Annotated in this window: 15 protein-coding genes; 8 read left to right on the top strand and 7 right to left on the bottom strand. The window is 72.0% G+C overall.

The features are described 5' to 3' along the window. Nucleotides 1-176: 176 nt before the first annotated feature. Nucleotides 177-2,213, top strand: coding sequence for a CASTOR/POLLUX-related putative ion channel (locus ACLVWQ_RS07195; RefSeq protein ID WP_414107328.1), 2,037 nt, complete (start codon nt 177-179; stop codon nt 2,211-2,213). A 14-nt stretch (nt 2,214-2,227) separates the two neighbouring features. Here the strand turns inward: ACLVWQ_RS07195 and ACLVWQ_RS07190 are convergent, their stop codons facing one another. After that, complete coding sequence (locus ACLVWQ_RS07190) at nt 2,228-2,857, bottom strand: YczE/YyaS/YitT family protein (RefSeq protein WP_414107327.1); 630 nt, start codon at nt 2,855-2,857, stop codon at nt 2,228-2,230. A gap of 32 nt (nt 2,858-2,889) precedes the next feature. Continuing rightward, nucleotides 2,890-3,468: a TetR/AcrR family transcriptional regulator gene (locus tag ACLVWQ_RS07185; RefSeq protein ID WP_414107326.1), complete on the bottom strand. Its 579-nt coding sequence runs from the start codon at nt 3,466-3,468 to the stop codon at nt 2,890-2,892. A 147-nt stretch (nt 3,469-3,615) separates the two neighbouring features. Between ACLVWQ_RS07185 and ACLVWQ_RS07180 the strand changes: the two genes are divergently transcribed. Both ACLVWQ_RS07180 and ACLVWQ_RS07175 read left to right on the top strand, forming a co-directional pair. Further along, the gene (locus ACLVWQ_RS07180; RefSeq protein WP_414107325.1) at nt 3,616-4,395 is read left to right on the top strand and encodes a maleylpyruvate isomerase N-terminal domain-containing protein; all 780 of its coding nucleotides are present in this window, start codon (nt 3,616-3,618) and stop codon (nt 4,393-4,395) included. A gap of 270 nt (nt 4,396-4,665) precedes the next feature. Further along, nucleotides 4,666-7,029, top strand: a complete 2,364-nt coding sequence (locus tag ACLVWQ_RS07175; protein ID WP_414107324.1) for an AbfB domain-containing protein — start codon at nt 4,666-4,668, stop codon at nt 7,027-7,029. Nucleotides 7,030-7,120: 91 nt separating this feature from the next. Here the strand turns inward: ACLVWQ_RS07175 and ACLVWQ_RS07170 are convergent, their stop codons facing one another. The 3 genes from ACLVWQ_RS07170 to ACLVWQ_RS07160 form a co-directional block, all read right to left on the bottom strand. Further along, complete coding sequence (locus tag ACLVWQ_RS07170; RefSeq protein WP_414107323.1) at nt 7,121-7,846, bottom strand: beta-glucanase; 726 nt, start codon at nt 7,844-7,846, stop codon at nt 7,121-7,123. Nucleotides 7,847-7,987: 141 nt separating this feature from the next. Continuing rightward, nucleotides 7,988-9,193, bottom strand: a complete 1,206-nt coding sequence (locus tag ACLVWQ_RS07165; protein ID WP_414107322.1) for a PP2C family protein-serine/threonine phosphatase — start codon at nt 9,191-9,193, stop codon at nt 7,988-7,990. Next, entirely contained in the window at nt 9,190-10,797 is a 1,608-nt protein-coding gene (locus ACLVWQ_RS07160) for a sensor histidine kinase (RefSeq protein WP_414107321.1), read from the bottom strand. Before ACLVWQ_RS07160 ends, ACLVWQ_RS07165 begins: the two co-directional genes overlap by 4 nt. A gap of 108 nt (nt 10,798-10,905) precedes the next feature. Between ACLVWQ_RS07160 and ACLVWQ_RS07155 the strand changes: the two genes are divergently transcribed. The 5 genes from ACLVWQ_RS07155 to ACLVWQ_RS07135 all read left to right on the top strand — a co-directional run bounded on the left by ACLVWQ_RS07155 (nt 10,906) and on the right by ACLVWQ_RS07135 (nt 14,262). Further along, entirely contained in the window at nt 10,906-11,676 is a 771-nt protein-coding gene (locus ACLVWQ_RS07155; RefSeq protein WP_414107320.1) for a response regulator, read from the top strand. Between the two features lie 98 nt (nt 11,677-11,774). After that, nucleotides 11,775-12,206, top strand: a complete 432-nt coding sequence (locus ACLVWQ_RS07150; RefSeq protein ID WP_414107319.1) for a hypothetical protein — start codon at nt 11,775-11,777, stop codon at nt 12,204-12,206. Next, nucleotides 12,203-12,412, top strand: a complete 210-nt coding sequence (locus ACLVWQ_RS07145) for a hypothetical protein (RefSeq protein WP_414107318.1) — start codon at nt 12,203-12,205, stop codon at nt 12,410-12,412. The genes ACLVWQ_RS07150 and ACLVWQ_RS07145 overlap by 4 nt, the downstream gene beginning before the upstream one ends. A 48-nt stretch (nt 12,413-12,460) precedes the next feature. Further along, on the top strand, nt 12,461-13,474 hold the full coding sequence (locus tag ACLVWQ_RS07140; protein ID WP_414107317.1) for an ATP-binding cassette domain-containing protein: 1,014 nt from the start codon (nt 12,461-12,463) through the stop codon (nt 13,472-13,474). After that, complete coding sequence (locus tag ACLVWQ_RS07135; protein ID WP_414107316.1) at nt 13,471-14,262, top strand: ABC transporter permease; 792 nt, start codon at nt 13,471-13,473, stop codon at nt 14,260-14,262. The genes ACLVWQ_RS07140 and ACLVWQ_RS07135 overlap by 4 nt, the downstream gene beginning before the upstream one ends. Here the strand turns inward: ACLVWQ_RS07135 and ACLVWQ_RS07130 are convergent. Together ACLVWQ_RS07130 and ACLVWQ_RS07125 are read right to left on the bottom strand one after the other, a co-directional pair. Beyond that, nucleotides 14,243-17,389, bottom strand: coding sequence for an ATP-binding protein (locus ACLVWQ_RS07130; protein WP_414107315.1), 3,147 nt, complete (start codon nt 17,387-17,389; stop codon nt 14,243-14,245). The two genes, ACLVWQ_RS07135 and ACLVWQ_RS07130, sit on opposite strands and share 20 nt — an antisense overlap. A 31-nt stretch (nt 17,390-17,420) precedes the next feature. Further along, entirely contained in the window at nt 17,421-18,737 is a 1,317-nt protein-coding gene (locus ACLVWQ_RS07125; RefSeq protein WP_414107314.1) for an MFS transporter, read from the bottom strand. Between the last annotated feature and the right edge of the window lie 5 nt (nt 18,738-18,742).

Genomic DNA, 18,742 nt, shown 5'->3' with positions numbered 1-18,742 from the left:
GCGGGTCCCACTGCTCACACCGTAGAGGCAGGCACTGACACTCGGGCACGGACGGGGGTGCGTCTCGAAAGGATGAATGGCGCCGCGTCACGGCGTGTCCTCGGCGTCCGGCCAGCACGCTCTCTCGCACAGAGCCGGCGGCACCGTGCCGGACGGGTGGGGGAAGTGGGGGCTCAGTGGAGCGGCAGCGGCCGACCTCGTTGCGGGACCGGGCACGCTATCGGTTCGACACCACGCTGGCCCGCAGCACCAGAATGCTGGTGGGCTGGCTGGTGCTGTCCTGTCTGGCGGTCGTGGTGCCCGTCAGCGCGCTGGTGGTGTGGACCGATCCCGACTCCCCGCGCTCGCTGCCGGGCCGATTGGTGGCGGTGTGGCAGACCAGCGCGGAGACCCTGCGACTCGGCGCGCTGAGCGGAGCGCCCGTCCGCATGGTGCTGTCGCTGCTGCTGGGGCTGGTCACCCTGCTGTGCGTGTCGACCCTGGTGGGGGTGATCACGACCGGGCTGGGTGACCGGCTGGCCGAGCTGAGGCGAGGCCGCTCGATGGTGCTCGAACAGCAGCACGTGGTCGTCCTCGGCTGGTCGGAGCAGGTGTTCACGGTGGTGGGCGAACTGGTCGCGGCCCGGTCGGGACGCCGGTGCGTGATCGCCGTACTGGCCGACCGGGACGTCACCGAGATGGAGGAGGCGCTCACCGCCTCGCTGGGGCGCGGTTCCGGTGCCCGACTCGTCTGCCGCAGCGGGTCGTTGACAGCCGTCGGCACACTGGCACTGGTCAACCCCCGGGCTGCGAGTTCGGTGCTGGTGCTGCCCTCGGAGGCACCGGACGCGGACAGTCAGGTCGTACGGGTCCTGCTGGGCCTGCGGGCGGTGCTCGGTCAGGACGCGGGACCACCGGTCGTCGCGGCCGTGCGCGACGGCCGACATCTGCCGGCCGCGCGGCTCGCGGCAGGCAGCCGCGGCACGATCGTGGAGACGGACTCGACGACGGCGCGGCTGCTGGTGCAGTCGGCACGGCGCACCGGTGTGTGTGCCGTGCTGCGTGACCTGCTGGATTTCGCAGGGGTGGAGTTCCACTTCGTGGACGTGCCGCCGGACGCGCACCAGGGCTCCGTGGGCCGTCGCTTCGGGGATGTGCCGCTGTGTTTCGAGCGGTCCAGTGTGGTGGGACTGCTGCGCTCCGACGGACGACCGCAGCTCGGCCCGCCGCCCGGGACCGTCGTCGGACCCGGAGACCGGCTCATCGTGATCGCACACGACGACCGGCCGGACCCGCCGGCCGACTGCCGTGCTCACGTCGACCCGACCGCGATGGCCTCCCCGCAGTCCGAGGACCCCCGTCCGGTACGGGTACTGCTCCTCGGCTGGAACCGTCGCGCGCCGCTGCTCGTGGAGGCGCTGCGCCACAGCGTCGCCCCGGGATCGGTGCTCGACGTCGTCGTCGACGAGACGCAGTCGGCGCCTTCGCAGGACCACGCCTGCTCCGCACGGGCCGCGACGCGGTTGGCCGTCACCCACCGGGCCGGCGACCTGCTGCACCCGGAGAGCCTTGGCGACCTGGATCTCTTCGGGTACGACACGGTGATCGTGCTGGGCGCGGACACGGTGGCCGGACCGGGGCATCCCGACGACAGGGTCCTGGTCACTCTGCTGCTCCTGCGGGAGACGGAACGTCGGGCCGGTCGCGTCCTGCCGGTGATCGCGGAGCTCGGCGACCACCGCAACCGCGCCCTCGCGCCCCTGGGGCCTGCCTCCGATGTCGTCGTCCGGGGCGAGCTGACCAGCCTGCTGATGGCTCAGATCTCGCACAGCCCTCACTTGGCGGCCGTGTTCGAGGAGTTGTTCGCGGCCCACGGTGCCTCGGTCCACCTGCGCCCGGCCGGCCGTTACGTCGCGACCGGGCGGGATGCCTCGTTCGCGACCGTCGTCGCGGCGGCCCTCCAGCACGGCGAATACGCCATCGGCTACCGCCACGCGGACCCGGCACCGGACGCGGGCGCAGACACCGGCACAAGCACCGGCACCGGCCCCTGTCATCGACTGCGCCTCAATCCCGCCAAGGCAGAACGGCGTGTGTGGAACACGCACGACGAAGTCGTCGTCGTGGCGCAGGACGCCACCGCACCGGACCGGCCGCACCAGTCGCCGGCCCCGGTGCCCGGCATGCGCCACGGCCATGGACACGCAACGGATGACAGCGATCAGGCCCGCTGACGACCGGCGATCCGTCAGCCGTGGGGATCCGCGACGCCTGCAGGAGGAGTGGTGGGAGGGACGGGCGGTGCCGCGGAAGGGGGCCCGGAAGGCGGCAGACGCAGTCTCCGAAGGGCGTAGCCGACGAGGGGGCCGATACCGAGGGCGAACACGACCGTGGCGACGCCGACACGTCCACCGAGCAGCCATCCCGCCCCCAGCACGGTCAGTTCGATGCCTGCGCGGGCGACGACCACGGGTACGCCCCGCTCGGCGAGCCCGGTCATCAGCCCGTCCCGGGGGCCCGCTCCCCATCCGGCGCCCACGTACAGGCCGGTGGCGACGGCGACGCCGATGACTGCGGCGCCGAGAAAGGCCACCCGTCCCGCCAGGTGATGCGGGGCCGGGAGCCAGGTGAGGCAGAGGTCGAGGAACGGGCCGACGAGGAGCGCGTTGGCGACGGTGCCCGGACCGGGACGCTGGCGCAGGGGAATCCATGAGGCCAGCAGCACCAGGGAGACGGCGATGACGACCTGGCCCAGGGTGAGTCCGGTGACCGCGGCGAGCCCTTGGGTCAGGACGGTCCAGGGGTCGGCGCCCAGGTCGGCCTTCACCAGCAGTGCGAGGCAGAGTCCGAAGAGAGCCAGGCCCGCCGTCAGGCGCACGGAGCGCTGGAGGGGGCGGTCCGTGAGAGCGGCTACGGGTGGCGGCGGGCCGCCTCGATCAGGACGCCTGCCGCGTGGGACGCCGCCGCGGTCGCCTCGGCTGCCGCGTCCGGGCCATGCACGAGGACGCGGCCCGCGACCCCGTCGATCAGCAGCATCAGCTGTGAGGCGAGGCCGGCCGGACCCACGAGTCCGGCGTCCTCGGACAACTGGACCAACGTGCTCAGCAGCCATAGCTTCTCGTCTCGTACAGCGGCGGTGACCAGTTCGTCGGCCGGGGATTCGGCGGCCGCGTTGAGGAACGCGCACCCCCGGTCGTTGTCGTGCCGGTAGCACGAGGCGAGCCAGGAGAAGACGGCCCGCAGACGTGGCTCTCCCGGCTCCGCGTGCGCCAGACGTGCCCGCAGTTCTTCGGTGCGCCGCGTGTGGCGGCTCTCCAAGGCAGCCGCGGCGAGCGCCGACTTGGACGGGAAGTGCGCGTACAGGGTCGGCTTGGCCACGTGGGCCGTCCGCGCGACGACGTCGACAGACGTGGTCGCGATGCCCCGCGCGTAGAAGACGCCCTCGGCGGCAGCGAGGAGACGGGCGCGGGAGGTGGTGTTCCTCTTCATGGATAAAACTTACCAGTTAGTTCAGTTAAGCACGGCCGACGTTGCTCGAAGCGGAGTTGAGCGCGGTCGGCACCGCTTGACGCGGCGGGTACGGCCGATTCGGGAGACGCCCTCCTACGCGTGGCCCCCGAGCGGTAAGAATCCGGGATGCCCCAGACGCCTGCCTTCGACGACCTGCTCGACCTGATCCAGGACCGCTCCGCCGCCCTGCGCGACAGCGTCGCGGAATCCGTCGGTGTCACGGGCTCCCCCGGTCTGGAGGCCCGCGTCCCCGGTTGTCCCGACTGGACGCTCCGAGACCTCGTCGAACACCTTGCCCAGGTCCAGCGGTTCTGGGCGGCGGCGGTCGCGGCAGGACCCGGCGAGAAGCCCCCGCCGCAGGCGCCGGCCCCGGAGCCGGCCGGTGGAGCCCTGTCGGTCGACCTCCTGGGCCGTTCGGCCGCGGCCACCCAGGAACTGATCGCCGCTCTGCGTGCCGCGGGCCCCGCGGCGGGGTGCTGGACCTGGTGGGCCGACGCCGGTGTCCCGGCGACGAGCGAGGCCGTGGCGCGCCATCAGGTCCAGGAGGCCGCCGTCCACGCCTTCGACGCCCAACTGGCCGCCGCGGCCCCTCGGCCCGTTCCCACGGCTGTCGCGCTCGACGGCATCGCCGAGTTCCTCGACGTCAGCCACGGCACCGCCGGTCCCTGGCCGCACGAGCCGGTCGTGGTCGGACTGCACACCGACGAGGGCCGATCATGGCTGGTCGACCTGACGGCGTCGGGCTCGCGCGTCGTCGACGGCCCCCGCGAGACGTCCGCCGCTCTGTACGGACCGGCGAGCGACCTCCTGCTCACCCTGCACAGCCGCCTCCCCTTGACCGGCCTGCGCGGCGAGGGCGACCGCGCCACCCTGGAGAACCTCCTGCGCCTGCCCGATCTGGACTGACCTGGACTGACCTGGACCGACCTGGACCGACCCGGGCAGGCATGGGCCGGGCCTCGGCGGATCTCCCTGGCTCGTGAGTTCCCGCAGCGGACGTCCAGTCCCCGCAATTTGCGTTGTCATGCACCTGTACAGACCATCGGCGTCGTGCTGTCATGCCAACTACCGCTCTTTCCAACGTTGTACACACCGAGACGACGAGCCGCCGGAAATCTCGGCCCCCTCTCCGTACGCGCACGTCCTTGCCCCACGACAACACCCCAAGGAGTCACGATGCGCAGCATCACGGTCCCGCGCCCCTGGGCAGCATGGCTGAGACAGCGGGCGAGGCGGATCACCACCGTGTTCGCCACCCTCGCGCTGGTGTGCACGGCCGCCCTGACCGCCACGGGCTCCGTCCAGGCCGCACCGGCCGCGTGGACGCCCAAGCCCTCCCCCATGACCACCCCGTGGACGAACCAGGTCCCGGTCGACCAGCCGCTGCCGGAGTATCCGCGCCCCCAGCTCACCCGCTCCGACTGGGCCAATCTCAACGGCATCTGGGACTTCGCGGTCACCACGGCCGACGCGGGCCAGCCCTCGTCGTTCCCCGACCAGATCCGGGTGCCCTTCGTCGCCGAGTCCGCGCTCTCCGGGATCCAGCGCAAGATCACCCAGAACGACAAGCTCTGGTACAAGCGCACCTTCACGGTCCCGGCCGGCTGGAACGGCCGCAGCGTCCAGCTCAACTTCGGTGCCAGCGACTGGCGTACGACGGTCTGGGTCAACGGCACCCAGGCCGGCGGCACGCACAGCGGGGGCTACGACTCCTTCTCGTACGACATCACCGCTCTGCTCAACGGCGGCACCAACACGGTCGTCGTGTCCGTCTGGGACCCCAGCCAGACGGGCGGCCAGGCGGTCGGCAAGCAGCGCATCAACGACGTGGCCCCGCATCCCGGCGGCGGCATCTTCTACACCGCGGCCTCCGGCATCTGGCAGACGGTGTGGCTGGAGCCGACGGCCCCGGCGCACATCACCCGGCTCGACCTGGTGCCCGACCTCACGAACAACACCCTGAAGGTCACCGTCAGGGGTGACGGCGTCTCCGGGCAGAGCGCCAGGGTGACCGTGTCCTCCGGCTCGACCGCAGTGGGCACAGCGACCGGCGCGGTCGGCGGCACGATCACGGTGCCGATACCGAACCCGCACCTGTGGACGCCCGAGGACCCGTTCCTGTACGACGTGAGAGCGGACCTGCTCTCCGGTTCGGCCACGGTCGACTCCGTGGGCAGTTACACCGGTATGCGCTCCGTGGGGGTCTCACGGGTCGACGGCGTCCTGCGTCCCGTCCTCAACGGCAAGTTCGTCTTCCAGACCGGCACCCTCGACCAGGGCTACTGGCCGGACGGCATCTACACCGCGCCGACCGACGACGCCCTCAAGTACGACCTGCAGAAACACAAGGACCTCGGCTTCAACATGGTGCGCAAGCACATCAAGGTCGAGCCGCAGCGCTGGTTCTACTGGGCGGACAAGCTGGGGCTGCTGGTCTGGCAGGACATGCCCGCGATGGACACCCGTACCCCGGACAGCGCCGCCCGGACGCAGTGGGAGGCCGAGTACGACCGCATCATCGACCAGCACCGCAGCTCACCGTCCGTGGTGATGTGGGTCAACCAGAACGAGGGCTGGGGACAGTACGACCAGGCCCGTATCGCCGATCACGTGAAGGCGTACGACCCCTCGCGGCTGGTCGACAACATGAGTGGCATCAACTGCTGCGGGGCGGTCGACGGCGGCAACGGCGACGTGCTGGACCATCACGTCTATGTGGGACCCGGCACCACCGTGCCCAGCGCCACCCGCGCCGCCGTCCTCGGCGAGTACGGCGGTCTGGGGTTCAAGGTCTCCGGGCACGAGTGGTTTCCGGGCGGCGGCTTCAGCTACGAGGACCAGGCGGACCGGGCCCATCTCGACAACCGCCTGGTCGGGCTGCTCGACGCGCTGCGCGAGGTGCGGATGCCCGCCGGGCTCTCCGCCTCCGTCTACACCGAGATCACCGATGTGGAGAACGAGGCGAACGGCCTCCTCACCTACGACCGGCAGATCGTCAAGGTGGACGCGGCCCGGGTCCAGGCCGCCAACCGCGCGCTCATCGACGCCTCCCGGGCTCCGGCCGCCCCCGTCGTCCTGCCCACGAACCAGTACAAGTCCCTGCGGGTGACCACCTCCGGCTACACCGACCGCTATCTGCGGCACCGGGACGGGGCCGCCTACACCGACGTGGTGGACGCGAACAGCGCCGCCCTGCTCAAGAGCGACGCCACCTGGAAGATCGTGCCGGGCCTGTCCAACAGCGCCTGCTACTCCTTCGAGTCACGCAACTACCCCGGTGAGTACCTGCGCCACCGCGCCTTCCGCGTCTACAAGGAGTCGGGCAGCGGGGACGTGTTCAAGGCCGACGCGACCTTCTGCGCCGTGCGCGGCGCGGACGGCGGCGTACGGCTGTCGGCGTCGAACTTCCCCGAGCAGTATCTGCGGCACTACAACGCAGAGTTGTGGCTCGCCACCCCGGGCGGGGCCCACGCGTGGGACAACCCCGCCTCCTTCACCGCGGACACCACCTGGGCCGTCGAGGCACCCTGGGCACCCTGACCGCACCTGACCCCGCGTGGGATTCCACGTGCTTCTGTGATCCCGTGCGAGGGGCGGCGGCCGGTGTGCCGCCCCTCGCACTCCCGCTCCCTCACGCCCCCGGCCGCGGAACCGGACCCGGCCGGCGGACGACCAGGTGCTCCACCTCGTACGACATCTCCTCGACCCCCCGCTCGGGGGACGGGTGGTAACGCCCGGCGCACACCGAGAGGTTGACGATGAGGTAGGCGCACCAGTCCTTGCGGACGCCGCGTCTGTCGGCGAAGGTCCGCTCGCCGTTCACCCACCAGACCACGGAGCGGGCGCCGAACTCCACCCGCAGGTCGACGTGTCCGCCGGGCCGGATGCCCTCGTCACGGTGATACAGATGTCCGCCGCGCACATGGTTGGACAGTTCCAGCAGGTCCGGGTTGTCCGGGTGGTACTCGAACACGTCGATCTCCTGGTCGCCGTCCCGCCAGGTCCAGATGGCGGGCCAGGCCCCCAGCTCGGTGGGCAGGCGCACCCTGGTCTCCAGTACGTCGCCCGCCCGTACGAGGAAGCCGTCCTCGCTCCCCTCGGTGGTGAGCAGGCCCGCGTTCCACCGGCCGTCCGGCCGGCGGGTGGCGCGGAAGGTGCCGGTGCGGGAGTAGGCGGGATCGGACACCAGGTGGTCGAGTTTGTCGTCGGACGGGTTGACCGGACCGCCCTCGGGATAGGCCCACGAGCGGCCGGCCACCCACTGATCGTGCGACCCGAAGTCGGCCGTGAAGACGATGTCGGACACAGGCCGGCTCCTTGGCGGTGAGGAACGGGGGGACGTGCGCGGTCGGTTCATCCCCCGCCGGCCGCCGCTCATGCGCCGACCGGCCCGACAGGCGCGCGAAACAACCCGCCCGGGTGAATCAGCCCACCGGACAAGGGCCGCCTCGCCGAACAAGGGTCTCCCTGACAGGGACCTCCCTGCCCGAGCGGGGCCTCAGGGACGGGTGGCCCGGCTGCCCCAGTCGAGGCGGAGCACGGCCAGGTCGTCGGAGTGCCGTCCCGCGTTGAGCGCGTGGGTCTCCTTGATGAGGAGGTCGACGTGGGCGGCCGGGTCCGCCGACGGCAGGTTCTCGATCAGCGCGAGCAGCCCCTCGACGCCGAGCCGCTCGCTCTTCGTCCCGTTGTGTCCTTCGGTGAGGCCGTCGGTGTAGAGGGTCAGGGCTCCGGCGGCCGGGAGGGGGACGACCGTGGAGGGCCAGCTGCGCACCCCGGGGACGATCCCCAGTGCGATGCCGTGCGCGACGGTCAGTTCCCAGGTCTCCCCTGCCGCGGTGAGGAGGGGCTCGTGGTGGCCCGCGAGGTGCAGGGTGGCCGTGGCGGCTTCCTGGTCGAGGGTGAGGAGGGTGCAGGTGGCGAACAGGTGCTGGCTGCCGCGTTCGGCGACCAGGATGCGCTCCATCAGGTGCAGCAGGTCGTCCCCGCGGTGTCCGCCGAGTACGAGGGAGCGCCACGCTATCCGCAGGCAGACGCCGAGCGCGGCGGCGTCGGGGCCGTGACCGCTGACGTCGCCCACCACGGCGTGCAGCAGCCCGTCGTCACCTTCCACGACGTCGAGGAAGTCACCGCCGAGCAGGGCCATTTCGGCTCCGGGCAGATAGCGGGAGGTCACTCTCACGGTGGAGGTGTCGAGGATCGGCTGGGGCAGCAGGCCGCGTTCCAGACGCGCGTTCTCCTCCGCGCGCAGCCGGATGGCCTGGGCCTCGGCGCTCGCGCGCTCGGTCTGGCTCCGGTAGACGGCGTACCGCAGTGTCCGTTGCAGGAGGTCCGCCTCGACCTTGCCCTTGACGAGGTAGTCCTGGGCTCCCGCGGCCATGGCGTCGGTGCCCGCCCGGTCCTCGGAGAGCCCGGTGAGGACGATCACCGCGGTGTGCGGCGCGAATCCCCTGACGGATCTGACCGCGTCGATGCCCGACACGTCGGGCAGGTGCAGGTCCAGAAGGATGCAGTCGATCGGGCCGCCCGCCAGTTCGACGCGGGCCTCGGCCAGCGTGGTCCGGGTGGTCAGCGTGAACCGCAGCCCGGTGTCGTGGAGGAGTTCCTCCACGAGCAGGGCGTCACCGAGGTCGTCCTCGATCAGCAGGACGCGGTACACCGGCTCTTCGGGGGCCGCATCGGGAGCGGCCGTCGTGGGTGCGCTCATCGGGCCGCCTCCGCGTCGAAACGGGTGGCCTCGGGCGTGGTGGACGTACCCGGGCTCTCGGGCGGTCGCGGTGCGAGGGTGAAGGTGATGCGCGCGCCCTCGCGGTACTCCGGGTCGACGGAGATGGTCCCGCCGTGGAACTCGACGATCTTCTTGCACATCGCGAGGCCGATGCCGCTCCCGGAGTAGGCGTCCTTGGTGTGCAGCCGCTGGAAGATCACGAATATCTTGTCGGCGTACTCCGGGGCGATGCCGATGCCGTTGTCGGTGACCGTGAACCGCCACAGTTCGTCCTCCCTGGCGGCCGTGATGTGGATCTTCGGCGGCTCGCCTCTGCGGCGGAACTTGACGGCGTTGCCGATCAAATTCTGCCAGAGCATGCCCAGTTGGGTCGGGTCGGCGACCAGGGTCGGCAGCGGATCGTGGGTGATGGCCGCACCGGCCTCCTCGATGCCGACGCTCAGCGCGGACAAGGTCCTCTCCAGCACCGTCTCCAGGTCGACGCTCTGGTGGGCGTTGTGCATCCGCCCGACCCGGGAGAAGTCGAGCAGGTCGTTGATGAGGGTCTGCATGCGGTTCGCCCCGTCGACCGCGAACCCGATGTACTGGTCGGCCCGGCTGTCGAGTTGCCCTCCGTAACGGCGTTGCAGGAGCTGGGTGAAGCTGGATACCTTGCGCAGCGGCTCCTGCAGATCGTGGGAGGCCACGTACGCGAACTGCTCCAGCTCGGCGTTGGAGCGCTGGAGGTCCGCGGTCTGCGCGTCAAGGCGCAGCCGCGTCTCCTCGCTGACGGCGAGTTCCCGTACGAGACGCCGGCGCATGAAGTCGATCTCGCCGCTGAGGCGCCGCAGGTCGGCCGGTCCTGTCGGGGTGATGGGGTGGCCGAAGTCCCCGCCGGAGACGGCGCGGGCGTCCGCGCCGAGCCGCTCCAACGGCCTGGTGATACCGCGGCGCAGCCCTTCGAAGATCAGCGCCGTGAGGATGACGATGAGCAGCGCGATGGCACTGAACACCCAGTTGCGCACCGTCGTCACGGTGGCGAGGTCGTCCCGCGCGCCCACCCGGTCCGCGCGCAGCCGTTCCTGCTGGCCGCGCAGGGCGGCGCGTACGTCGTCGAAGGCGGCCTTGCCCTCCGCGGCCCGTTCGGTGGCCAGCCGTGAGGGCGAGCCGGCCGGTTCGGCGGCGACGGGCCGGGCGATCCTCTCCTGCCACCTCGTCACCGCGGCCTGCACGGTCCTCAGGTCCTTCAGGCGTGCCGGGTCGTCCCGCAGCAGGTCGGTGAGTTGCGCGCGGTACGCCGCCTGCTCGGTGAGCCCTTCCCGGTAGGGCGTGATGAACTCCGGCGTACCGGTGAGCCCGTAGCCGCGGATCCCGGTCTCCTGGTTGAGCACGGCCGATTCCAGCCGGATCGCGACGGTCAGGGCGGGAGACCGCACGTCCACGAGGTCGTCGCTGATCGACCCGGTGCGCCGCAGGACCCAGCCGCCCGCCGTCCCGAGCAGGATCAGGACGACCAGGGACACGGCCACCCCGACGCGAAGCCACCGCCTGGTCGTCCACGCGGCAAGCCCTCGCGTACGCGATTGCCTCTCATCGCCGGTCATCCTGTGGGCTCCTCGTCGTGATGATCACCTTGAAAGTTCGGGCAGCACACTTTAAAGGGCGACAACCCTTGTTGTCGCGGGGCTGCCCAGGGACCTAAAGTGCCGCGTATGCCTGGCAAGGACTTCGTGTCGCGGATCACGCCGCGGGAGACGGCCGCGATCGCCGACGCGGCCGTCGGCGATGCCGCTCGGCGTCTTGCCCGCCGGCTGCTCGACGACTCGCCGCAGCCGGTGTCCGACGGCCCTGCACAGTCCTTGGCCCTGCTCCACGTGCTGGATCACCTCAAGCAGGCCGCCGAACGGCTGCAGCAGGAAGCGGCCGTGACCGCCGCTCGCGCGGGTGCCGGCTACCCGCAGATCGGCGCCGCCCTCGGCATGACCCGGCAAGGTGCCCGGCGCCGCTGGCCGGGGCTCTACCACCACTCCACCGAGAAACCCACGGAGCATCCGACGATGACCACCCCCGCCCGCCCTTTCGACGTCCTGCTCGTCGAGGACGACATTGCCGACGCGATGCTCATCGAGGAGGCACTCTCCGAGCGCGGGGCCCGCAACCTGGTCCAGGTCACGGACGGAGTCGCCGCGTTGGAGCATCTGCGGGCGCCGGGCACCCCGCGGCCCGACCTCATCGTCCTCGACCTGAACATGCCCCGGATGAACGGCCGCGATCTGCTCAAGGTCCTCAAGAGCGACGACGACCTGCAGACGATCCCCGTGGTCGTCCTCACCACGTCCACCGCCCCCGACGACGTCACGGGCGCGTACAGCAGTCACGCCAACGCGTACGTGACCAAGCCCGTCAATCTGGAGGAGTTCGAGCAGGCCGTCCAGAGCATCGACGCGTTCTACCTCGACACCGCCACCCGGCCCCGCCCCTGAGCGGCCGGGTGGGCCAGGACGCGTCGCGTCTCCGGTGTCCGGCCGTCGGCCGCCCGTGCCCGGCGGCGGGCACGCACGGTGATCCGTACAGTCTCCGGGTGACTCAGGCCCGACACGAGGAGACGCACGTGCATCCGTTGGTGATCGAACAGAACTTCCAGGTCCGGGCGGGCCGGCTTCAGGGGTGGGGAATCGCGCTGCTGCTCTTCGCCTCCCTGTTCTGGATCTATGCCGCCTGGCAGGTGTTCACGCCGTTCGACTCCACCTACAACGCGGTGGACTGCCCCGCTCCGTTCAACTCCGAGCGCAGGGACGTCTACTTCGACGATTCCGACGGCGCCCACGCGAACGCGCTGCAGTGCGCCTCCGACCGGGACTGGCCCGAGCCGCTGGCGGCCCTGGTGGTATCCGTGCCGCTCTCGGCCACAGGCAGCGCGCTGCTGACCGCCGGAGCGGTCAGCGTCCGGCTGCGCCGTCATGACGCCGAGGTGCTCAGGGCGCAGGACGCCGGGCAGGCGGGATCGCGTTGATCGTCTGGATCAACGGGGCGTTCGGCAGCGGGAAGACCACGCCGGTCGACGCGTTGCGTCCGCTGCGGCCCGAGTGGCTGGTCCACGATCCGGAGACGGTCGGCCACGTGGCGGACCGGGTCCTGGCCCGGGTCGATGCCACGGTTCCGGGCGGTCCTGGGATTCCAGGGGTTTCAAGGGGTTCCAGGGTGCTGAAACCCTCGTGAAACCGTGCTGAGTGCGTTCTGAATGCGTCCTGCCGCAGCCTCTGCGGCATGACGACAACGACTTCGCACTCACTCGCCGTCGTGGCCAAGGGGCTGCGGAAGGCCTACGGGGACAGGACGGTCCTCGACGGCATCGACCTGGAGGTACCGGCCGGCACGGTCTTCGCCCTGCTCGGCCCGAACGGCGCGGGCAAGACCACCGCCGTCAAGATCCTCTCCACCCTCGTCACCGCCGACGCCGGTGACCTGTGGGTCGGCGGCCATAACCTGGCCACCGATCCGCAGGCGGTGCGCGCCGCGATCGGGGTCACCGGGCAGTTCTCCGCCGTCGACGGTCTGATCACCGGCGAGGAGAACATGCTCCTCATGGCGGACCTGCACCACCTCCCCCGCGATGAGGGCCGCCGCACCGCCGCCGAACTCCTTGAGCGCTTCGACCTGGTGGAAGCCGCGAAGAAGCCCGTCTCCACCTACTCCGGCGGCATGAAACGCCGCCTCGACCTCGCCATGACCCTGGTGGGCGGCCCGCGGATCATCTTCCTCGACGAGCCGACCACCGGGCTCGACCCGCGCGCCCGCCACACCATGTGGGGGATCATCCGGGCGCTGGTCTCCGGGGGCGTCACCGTCTTCCTCACCACCCAGTACCTGGAGGAGGCCGACCAGCTCGCCGACCGGATCGCCGTGCTGAGCGAGGGCAGGTTCGCCGCGCAGGGCACCGCCGAGGAGCTGAAGCGGCTGGTCCCGGGCGGGCATGTGCGGCTGCGCTTCACCGACCCGGACGCGTACCAGAGTGCCGCCTGCGCTCTGCGCGAGGTCACCAGGGACGACGAGACGCTGGCCCTGCAGATCCCCAGCGACGGGAGTCAGCGCGAACTGCGCGCCATCCTCGACTGGCTGGACTCGACCGGGATCGAGGCGGACGAGCTCACCGTGCACACCCCCGACCTCGACGACGTGTTCTTCGCCCTGACCGGCGGTACCGGCGCCGGCGTCCCCGGCCTGCCCCACCAGCCGCAGCAGCTGAACCAGCCGAACCAGCCCAAGGAGAACGTCCGATGAGCGCCCTCAGCCTGGCCGTCCGCGACTCGAACACGATGCTGCGCCGCACCGTGCTGCACGCGCTGCGCTACCCGTCCATGACCCTCAACCTGCTGCTCACGCCGATCGTCCTGCTGCTGCTCTTCGTCTACATCTTCGGCGACGTGATGAGCGCCGGCATCGGTGGCGGCGGAGCCGATCGTGCCGAGTACATCGCCTATGTCGTCCCGGGCATCCTGATGATGACCATCGGCAGCACCGTGATCGGGGCCGCGGTGTCCGTCTCGATGGACATGACCCAGGGCCTCATCGCCCGCTTCCGCACGATGGCCGTCTACCGCGGGTCGGTGCTCATCGGACACGTGCTCGGCAGTGTGCTCCAGGTGCTCGCCAGTCTGGTCCTCGTCGGGGTCGTCGCCGTGGCCATCGGCTTCCGCTCGACGGACGCCACGGTCCTGGAGTGGCTGGCGGCGTTCCTGCTGCTCGCGCTGTTCTCGCTGGCCCTCACCTGGATCGCGGTCGGGATGGGCATGGCCAGCCCGAACCCCGAGGCGGCCAGCAACATGGCCCTGCCGCTGATCCTCCTGCCGCTCATCTCGAGCGCCTTCATCCCGGCCGACACGATGCCGGGCTGGTTCCAGCCGATCGCGGAGTACCAGCCGTTCACGCCGGCCATCGAGACCCTGCGCGGCCTGCTGCTGGGCACCGAGATCGGCAACGACGGGTGGATCGCCGTGGCCTGGTGCGTCGGTCTGACCGTGCTCGGCTACCGCTGGTCGACATCGTTGTTCAACCGCGACCCGAAGTGACCGACAGGACGGCGCGGGCCGCGTCCCGCAGCTCGTCCCGCTCCAGGGCGGCGTACTCCGACACCGCGTCGGCGTAGGCCGCCCCCGCGGCGTTCCCGGCGGCCCCGACCGCCTGCCGGGCGCGGTCCGCCGACATCGTCGGCTGGAAGTCGCGCAGCACCCGCAGCCGTTCGGCCAGCGCGATCATCCGCGCGGCGGAGGCGTCCCCCGACACGAGTCCGGCCATGCCGAGCGCGTGCAACCCGGTCCCGTACACGGGGAGTTCCAGGGGCGAGCGGGCCGGACCGCGGAGCAGGGTCCGCAGTCGCCGCCGCAGCCGGTCGACCACCTGCGTGACGAGTCCGAGCCGGTCGGCGTACGCGTGCGCCGTCACCGCCGTCGCCTGGATCTGCAGCACCCACCGGTCGTAGAAGGGGTCGTCGTCGTGCGTCGGACCGGCCTCGGGCAGCCGCTCCAGGTTGCGGCGCCACAGGCCGAGTCCGACCTCCGTCAGCCCGCGGGCGAGGGCGATCTCGGCCCGGCCGCCGAAGTCGGGGCTGTAGACGTCTTCGTCCCGCGGGACGTCGTCGCCCTCCGCCTGCCGCAGCCAGTACTCGGCCTCGTCGGGGTCGCCACGCTGCAGACAGGCCAGCACGAGGCCCCAGCGCACCCCGATGGCGTCCTGTTCGTCACCGAGTCGCGGCAGCACGTCGAGCGCCGCCTTGAGATGGACGTACGCGTCGTCGCCCCGCTCCGTCTGCAGGCACAGCTCGCCCAGCCGGGCGTGGCCCATGACTCCCAGGAACGGGTTGTCGACGGGTGTCAGGGCGGTGATCACCCGGCGGGCCGAGGCGAGCGCGCGGTCGATGTCGTGCTCGGACTCCCAGACGTAGGTGGCGACGCACTCGGCGATGCCGGCGAGCAGCGGCTGCTCGCTGTCGCAGAGCTCCCGCAGCACGGCGTAGTCGGGCGGGATCATCTCGGGGACCGCGCTCAGCACCACCGCGACGGCGCGCAGCAGCGTGTCCGGCGGGGCCGGGGGCAGCCGGCGGAGGGTGACGAGCTGGCGTACGACGTGCGGGCCGTAGCCCATGAACAGGCTGGCCGTGCACAACACGGCGGCGGCGCGGGCGACTTCGACGTACTCGGGTTCGGGGTGGTAGTGCGACAGCGGCGGGCCGGTGTCCGCGGCGAGGGCGGTGAGGCGGGGGTAGCTGGAGCCGGTGGACCACAGGGCGGCGAGGACGGCGGTGAGGGCGGCGATGGTGGGGTGGTCCGTACGGGCCAGGGCGTGGCGCAGGGCCGCCACGAGGTTGTCCTGCTCGGTCCTGATCCGCTCCCAGACCGCCAGGGGTTCGGAGCCGAAGAACCAGTCGTGGTGGGTGACCCCGAAGTCCCGGGCCCAGGCGAGGAACCGGCCGACCGCCTCCTCGTCCTGGCCCGCCTCCGCGCGCCGGGCCGCGCTGAACTCCCGTACGGTCTCCAGCATGCGCAGGCGCACACCGGCCGGGGTGTCGGCGACGGTCAGCAGCGACTGGTCGGCCAGTTGCTCCAGCAGGGACAGGGCGTCCTCGCCCAGCACCCGCTCCGCCGCCTCGCCGCAGAAACCGCCGGGGAAGACGGACAGGAGGCGCAGCGCCTCTCTCGCGTCCTCGGCGAGCAGGTTCCAGCTCCAGTCGACGACGGCGTGCAGGGTGCGGTGGCGTTCCGGCGCGTCCCGCGCCCCGCCGCGCAGCAGCGCGAACCGGTCGCCGAGGCGGCGGGCGATCTCCGCGACCGACAGGACGCGCACCCGCGCCGCGGCGAGTTCCACGGCGAGCGGCAGCCCGTCGAGGTGGCCGCAGAGTTCGGCGACCGCGTCGGGCGGCAGCAGTACGCCGCTCCGGGCGGCCCTGGCCCGTTGGGTGAACAGCTCGACCGAGGTGGCGAGGCCGAGTTCCGGCAGGGCGTACACCGCCTCCGAACTGAGGCCCAGCGGTGCCCTGCTGGTGGCGAGCACCCGGAGGTCCTTGGCGGACGAGACCAGGGCCTGTACGAGATCGGCGGCGCCCCGGACGACCTGCTCGCAGTTGTCGAGGACCAGCAGGGCGGACCCGGAGCCGAGCGCGGCGAGGATGCCGGACACCGGGTCGGCCTTGGCGTGGCCGCTCACGGAGCCGGGGCGGCCCTCGCCCGCGCCGAGCGCGTAGGCCACCTCCGCGGCCACGTCCTCGTCCGCGGTGACGCCGGCGAGCGGCACGACGTGCACCAGGCGGTGCTCGGCCCGGCGGCCGACGGCGTGGGCGAGCCGGGTCTTGCCGAGGCCGCCGGGGCCGACGACGGTGACGGCGCGGGAGGTCCGCAGCAGGTGCTCCACCGCCGCGAGGTCGTCGTCCCGGCCGAGCAGCGGGTTCGGTTCGTGCGGTACGCCGTGCCGGGTCACGGGCGCCTCGCCGCGCAGCAGTTCCTCGTGGACGGCCTTGAGTCCGGTGCCCGGGTCGGTACCGAGTGCGTCGCGCAGTTCACGGCGGTACGCCTCGTAGCGCGTCAGCGCGGTGGACGGTCCCCCCGTGGCCGCCTCGCCGCGCAGCAGTTCGGCGAGCAGCTCCTCGTCGCGTGGTCGCCGCGCGGCGGCCGCGGCCAGTGGTCCGGCGGCCTCCGTGTGCCGTCCGAGGCGGGCGAGCGCGAGCGCCCGCGCGCGTACCAGCGCGTCGTGGACGGGGGCGCGCTCGGCGCGCAGCGCGGCCACGGGGTCGTCGCTGTCGCCGGCCTCGTCGGGGGTGCCCGCCCACAGCGCGAGGCCCGCCTCGGCGGCGGCCAGCGACCCCGCGTGGTCCCCGGCCCTGGCCCGGTCCGCGCTCGCGGCCGCGTGCAGCAGCAGGGCGGAGCTGTCGACCTGGTCCTCGGCGAGAGCGAGCCGGTAGCCGGTCGGCGTGCTGGTGACGACGTCGGCGCCCAACTGCGCCCGCGCCCTGGACACGAGGACCTGCACCGCCTTGCCCGGCCGTTCCGGCAGCCGGTCCGGCCACAGCCCGGCCACCAGCCGCTCGGTGCTGCAGCCGGTGCGCAGGTCGCCCGCGAGGAGCGCGAGGAGACCACGGAGCCGGGGCGCGGTGATCTCCTGTCCGCGGCAGGAGACGCGCGGCAGGAGGACGAGTTCGGTGGTCACCCGTGCAGATTAGCCAAGGCCGGGCCGCCGCTCAGGGGGAGTTTTCCGGTACCGCGTCCGGGGCGCCCTCCTGGTGTCCCTGGTGCCCCCTGTGCCGCACCGTGCGGTGCTCCTGCGGCAGCCGGTGCTCCAGGCGCAGCATCAGTGCCGAACCCAGTGCGGCGAGCAGGCCCACGGCGAGCCAGGGCAGCAGGCGGTCCTGGCTGAAGAGCAGGCCGAACAGGCTGGGCGCGAGGATGTTGGCGAGAGCGAAGGAGTACTGGAACGCCGCCAGGTAGGTGCCTCGCGAACCGTCCGGTGCCGCCGCCGCGGAGAGGGCGTTCGACGCGGGCCCGTACACCATCTCCGCCAGGGAGTAGCACACCACCGCCGCCACCAGGAACGGCGCCAGGGTCCCGGAGGGGACGAGAACGGCCGCCGCCGACGCGGCGCACCACAGCGCCCACAGTCCGCCGGCCCACGCCATGGCGCGGGTACGGGTCCAGCGGCGCCGTACGAACCAGGAGACCGCGGCCGTGCAGGTGGCCAGCAGCAGGGTGTTGAGGGCCAGCAGGGGGCCGGCCAGCCAGTCGGGTCCCGACAGGCCCTCGACGATGTAGACGGGCAGCGCCAGCGAGAGGAACGTGCTGCACAGGGCGAAGAGCGTGCAGGTCCCGATCAGCGCGAGGTAGGGCCGGTCCCGCAGGAGCGCCCGGTGGCCGACGTGGGCCCCGGGCGGCGGCGGGGCGTGCGGGGTGGAGGGCACCGCGACGACGACCACCAGGGCGGCGGTCAGGAAGGCCAGTGCGCTGCCGAGGATCAGCCCCTCGTAGACGCGCGCGGAGTCGACGGCGAGCACCGCGCCGGTGAGCAGCGCCCCACCGCCGGCGCCCGCTTCCCGGATCATCCCGGTCCGCGCGAACCACTGCTCCTTGGCGTCCGCCCCGTCCTCGCTCGCCGCCTCGGCGTCCGCCCGGTCGGCGACGAGGGTGAAGACCGACGACCAGTAGACGCGCAGGCCGAGCGTGGTCACCAGGACGGCGGCCACCAGGGAGGTCGCCCCGGTGACCGTCAGGTAGAGCAGGAAGCCGACCCCTTGCAGTGCCTGCCCCGCGGCCACCACCAGGCGCGGTCCGAACCGGTCGACGAGCCGGCCGATGAGCAGCGGCACCGGGAGGGTCACCGCGGTGGTCACGCTGACGAGCACACCGAGGGCCGCCAGGCCCAGGTCGGTGACCTTCACGAAGTACAGGAGCGACAGCGGCAGATACAGGCCGGTGCCCACCGCGTCGATCGCCAGCGCCACCAGGAGCGGCCAGCGCCGTGAGCCGCTGGGACCCGTACCGTCTCCGGTCGTCGCCCGTGCCACGCCAC

Source organism: Streptomyces sp. CWNU-52B (assembly GCF_047444975.1).
GTDB lineage: Bacteria > Actinomycetota > Actinomycetes > Streptomycetales > Streptomycetaceae > Streptomyces.
The sequence above is the reverse complement of the archived record's forward strand: the minus strand, read 5'-3'. Positions and strand labels throughout refer to the sequence as shown.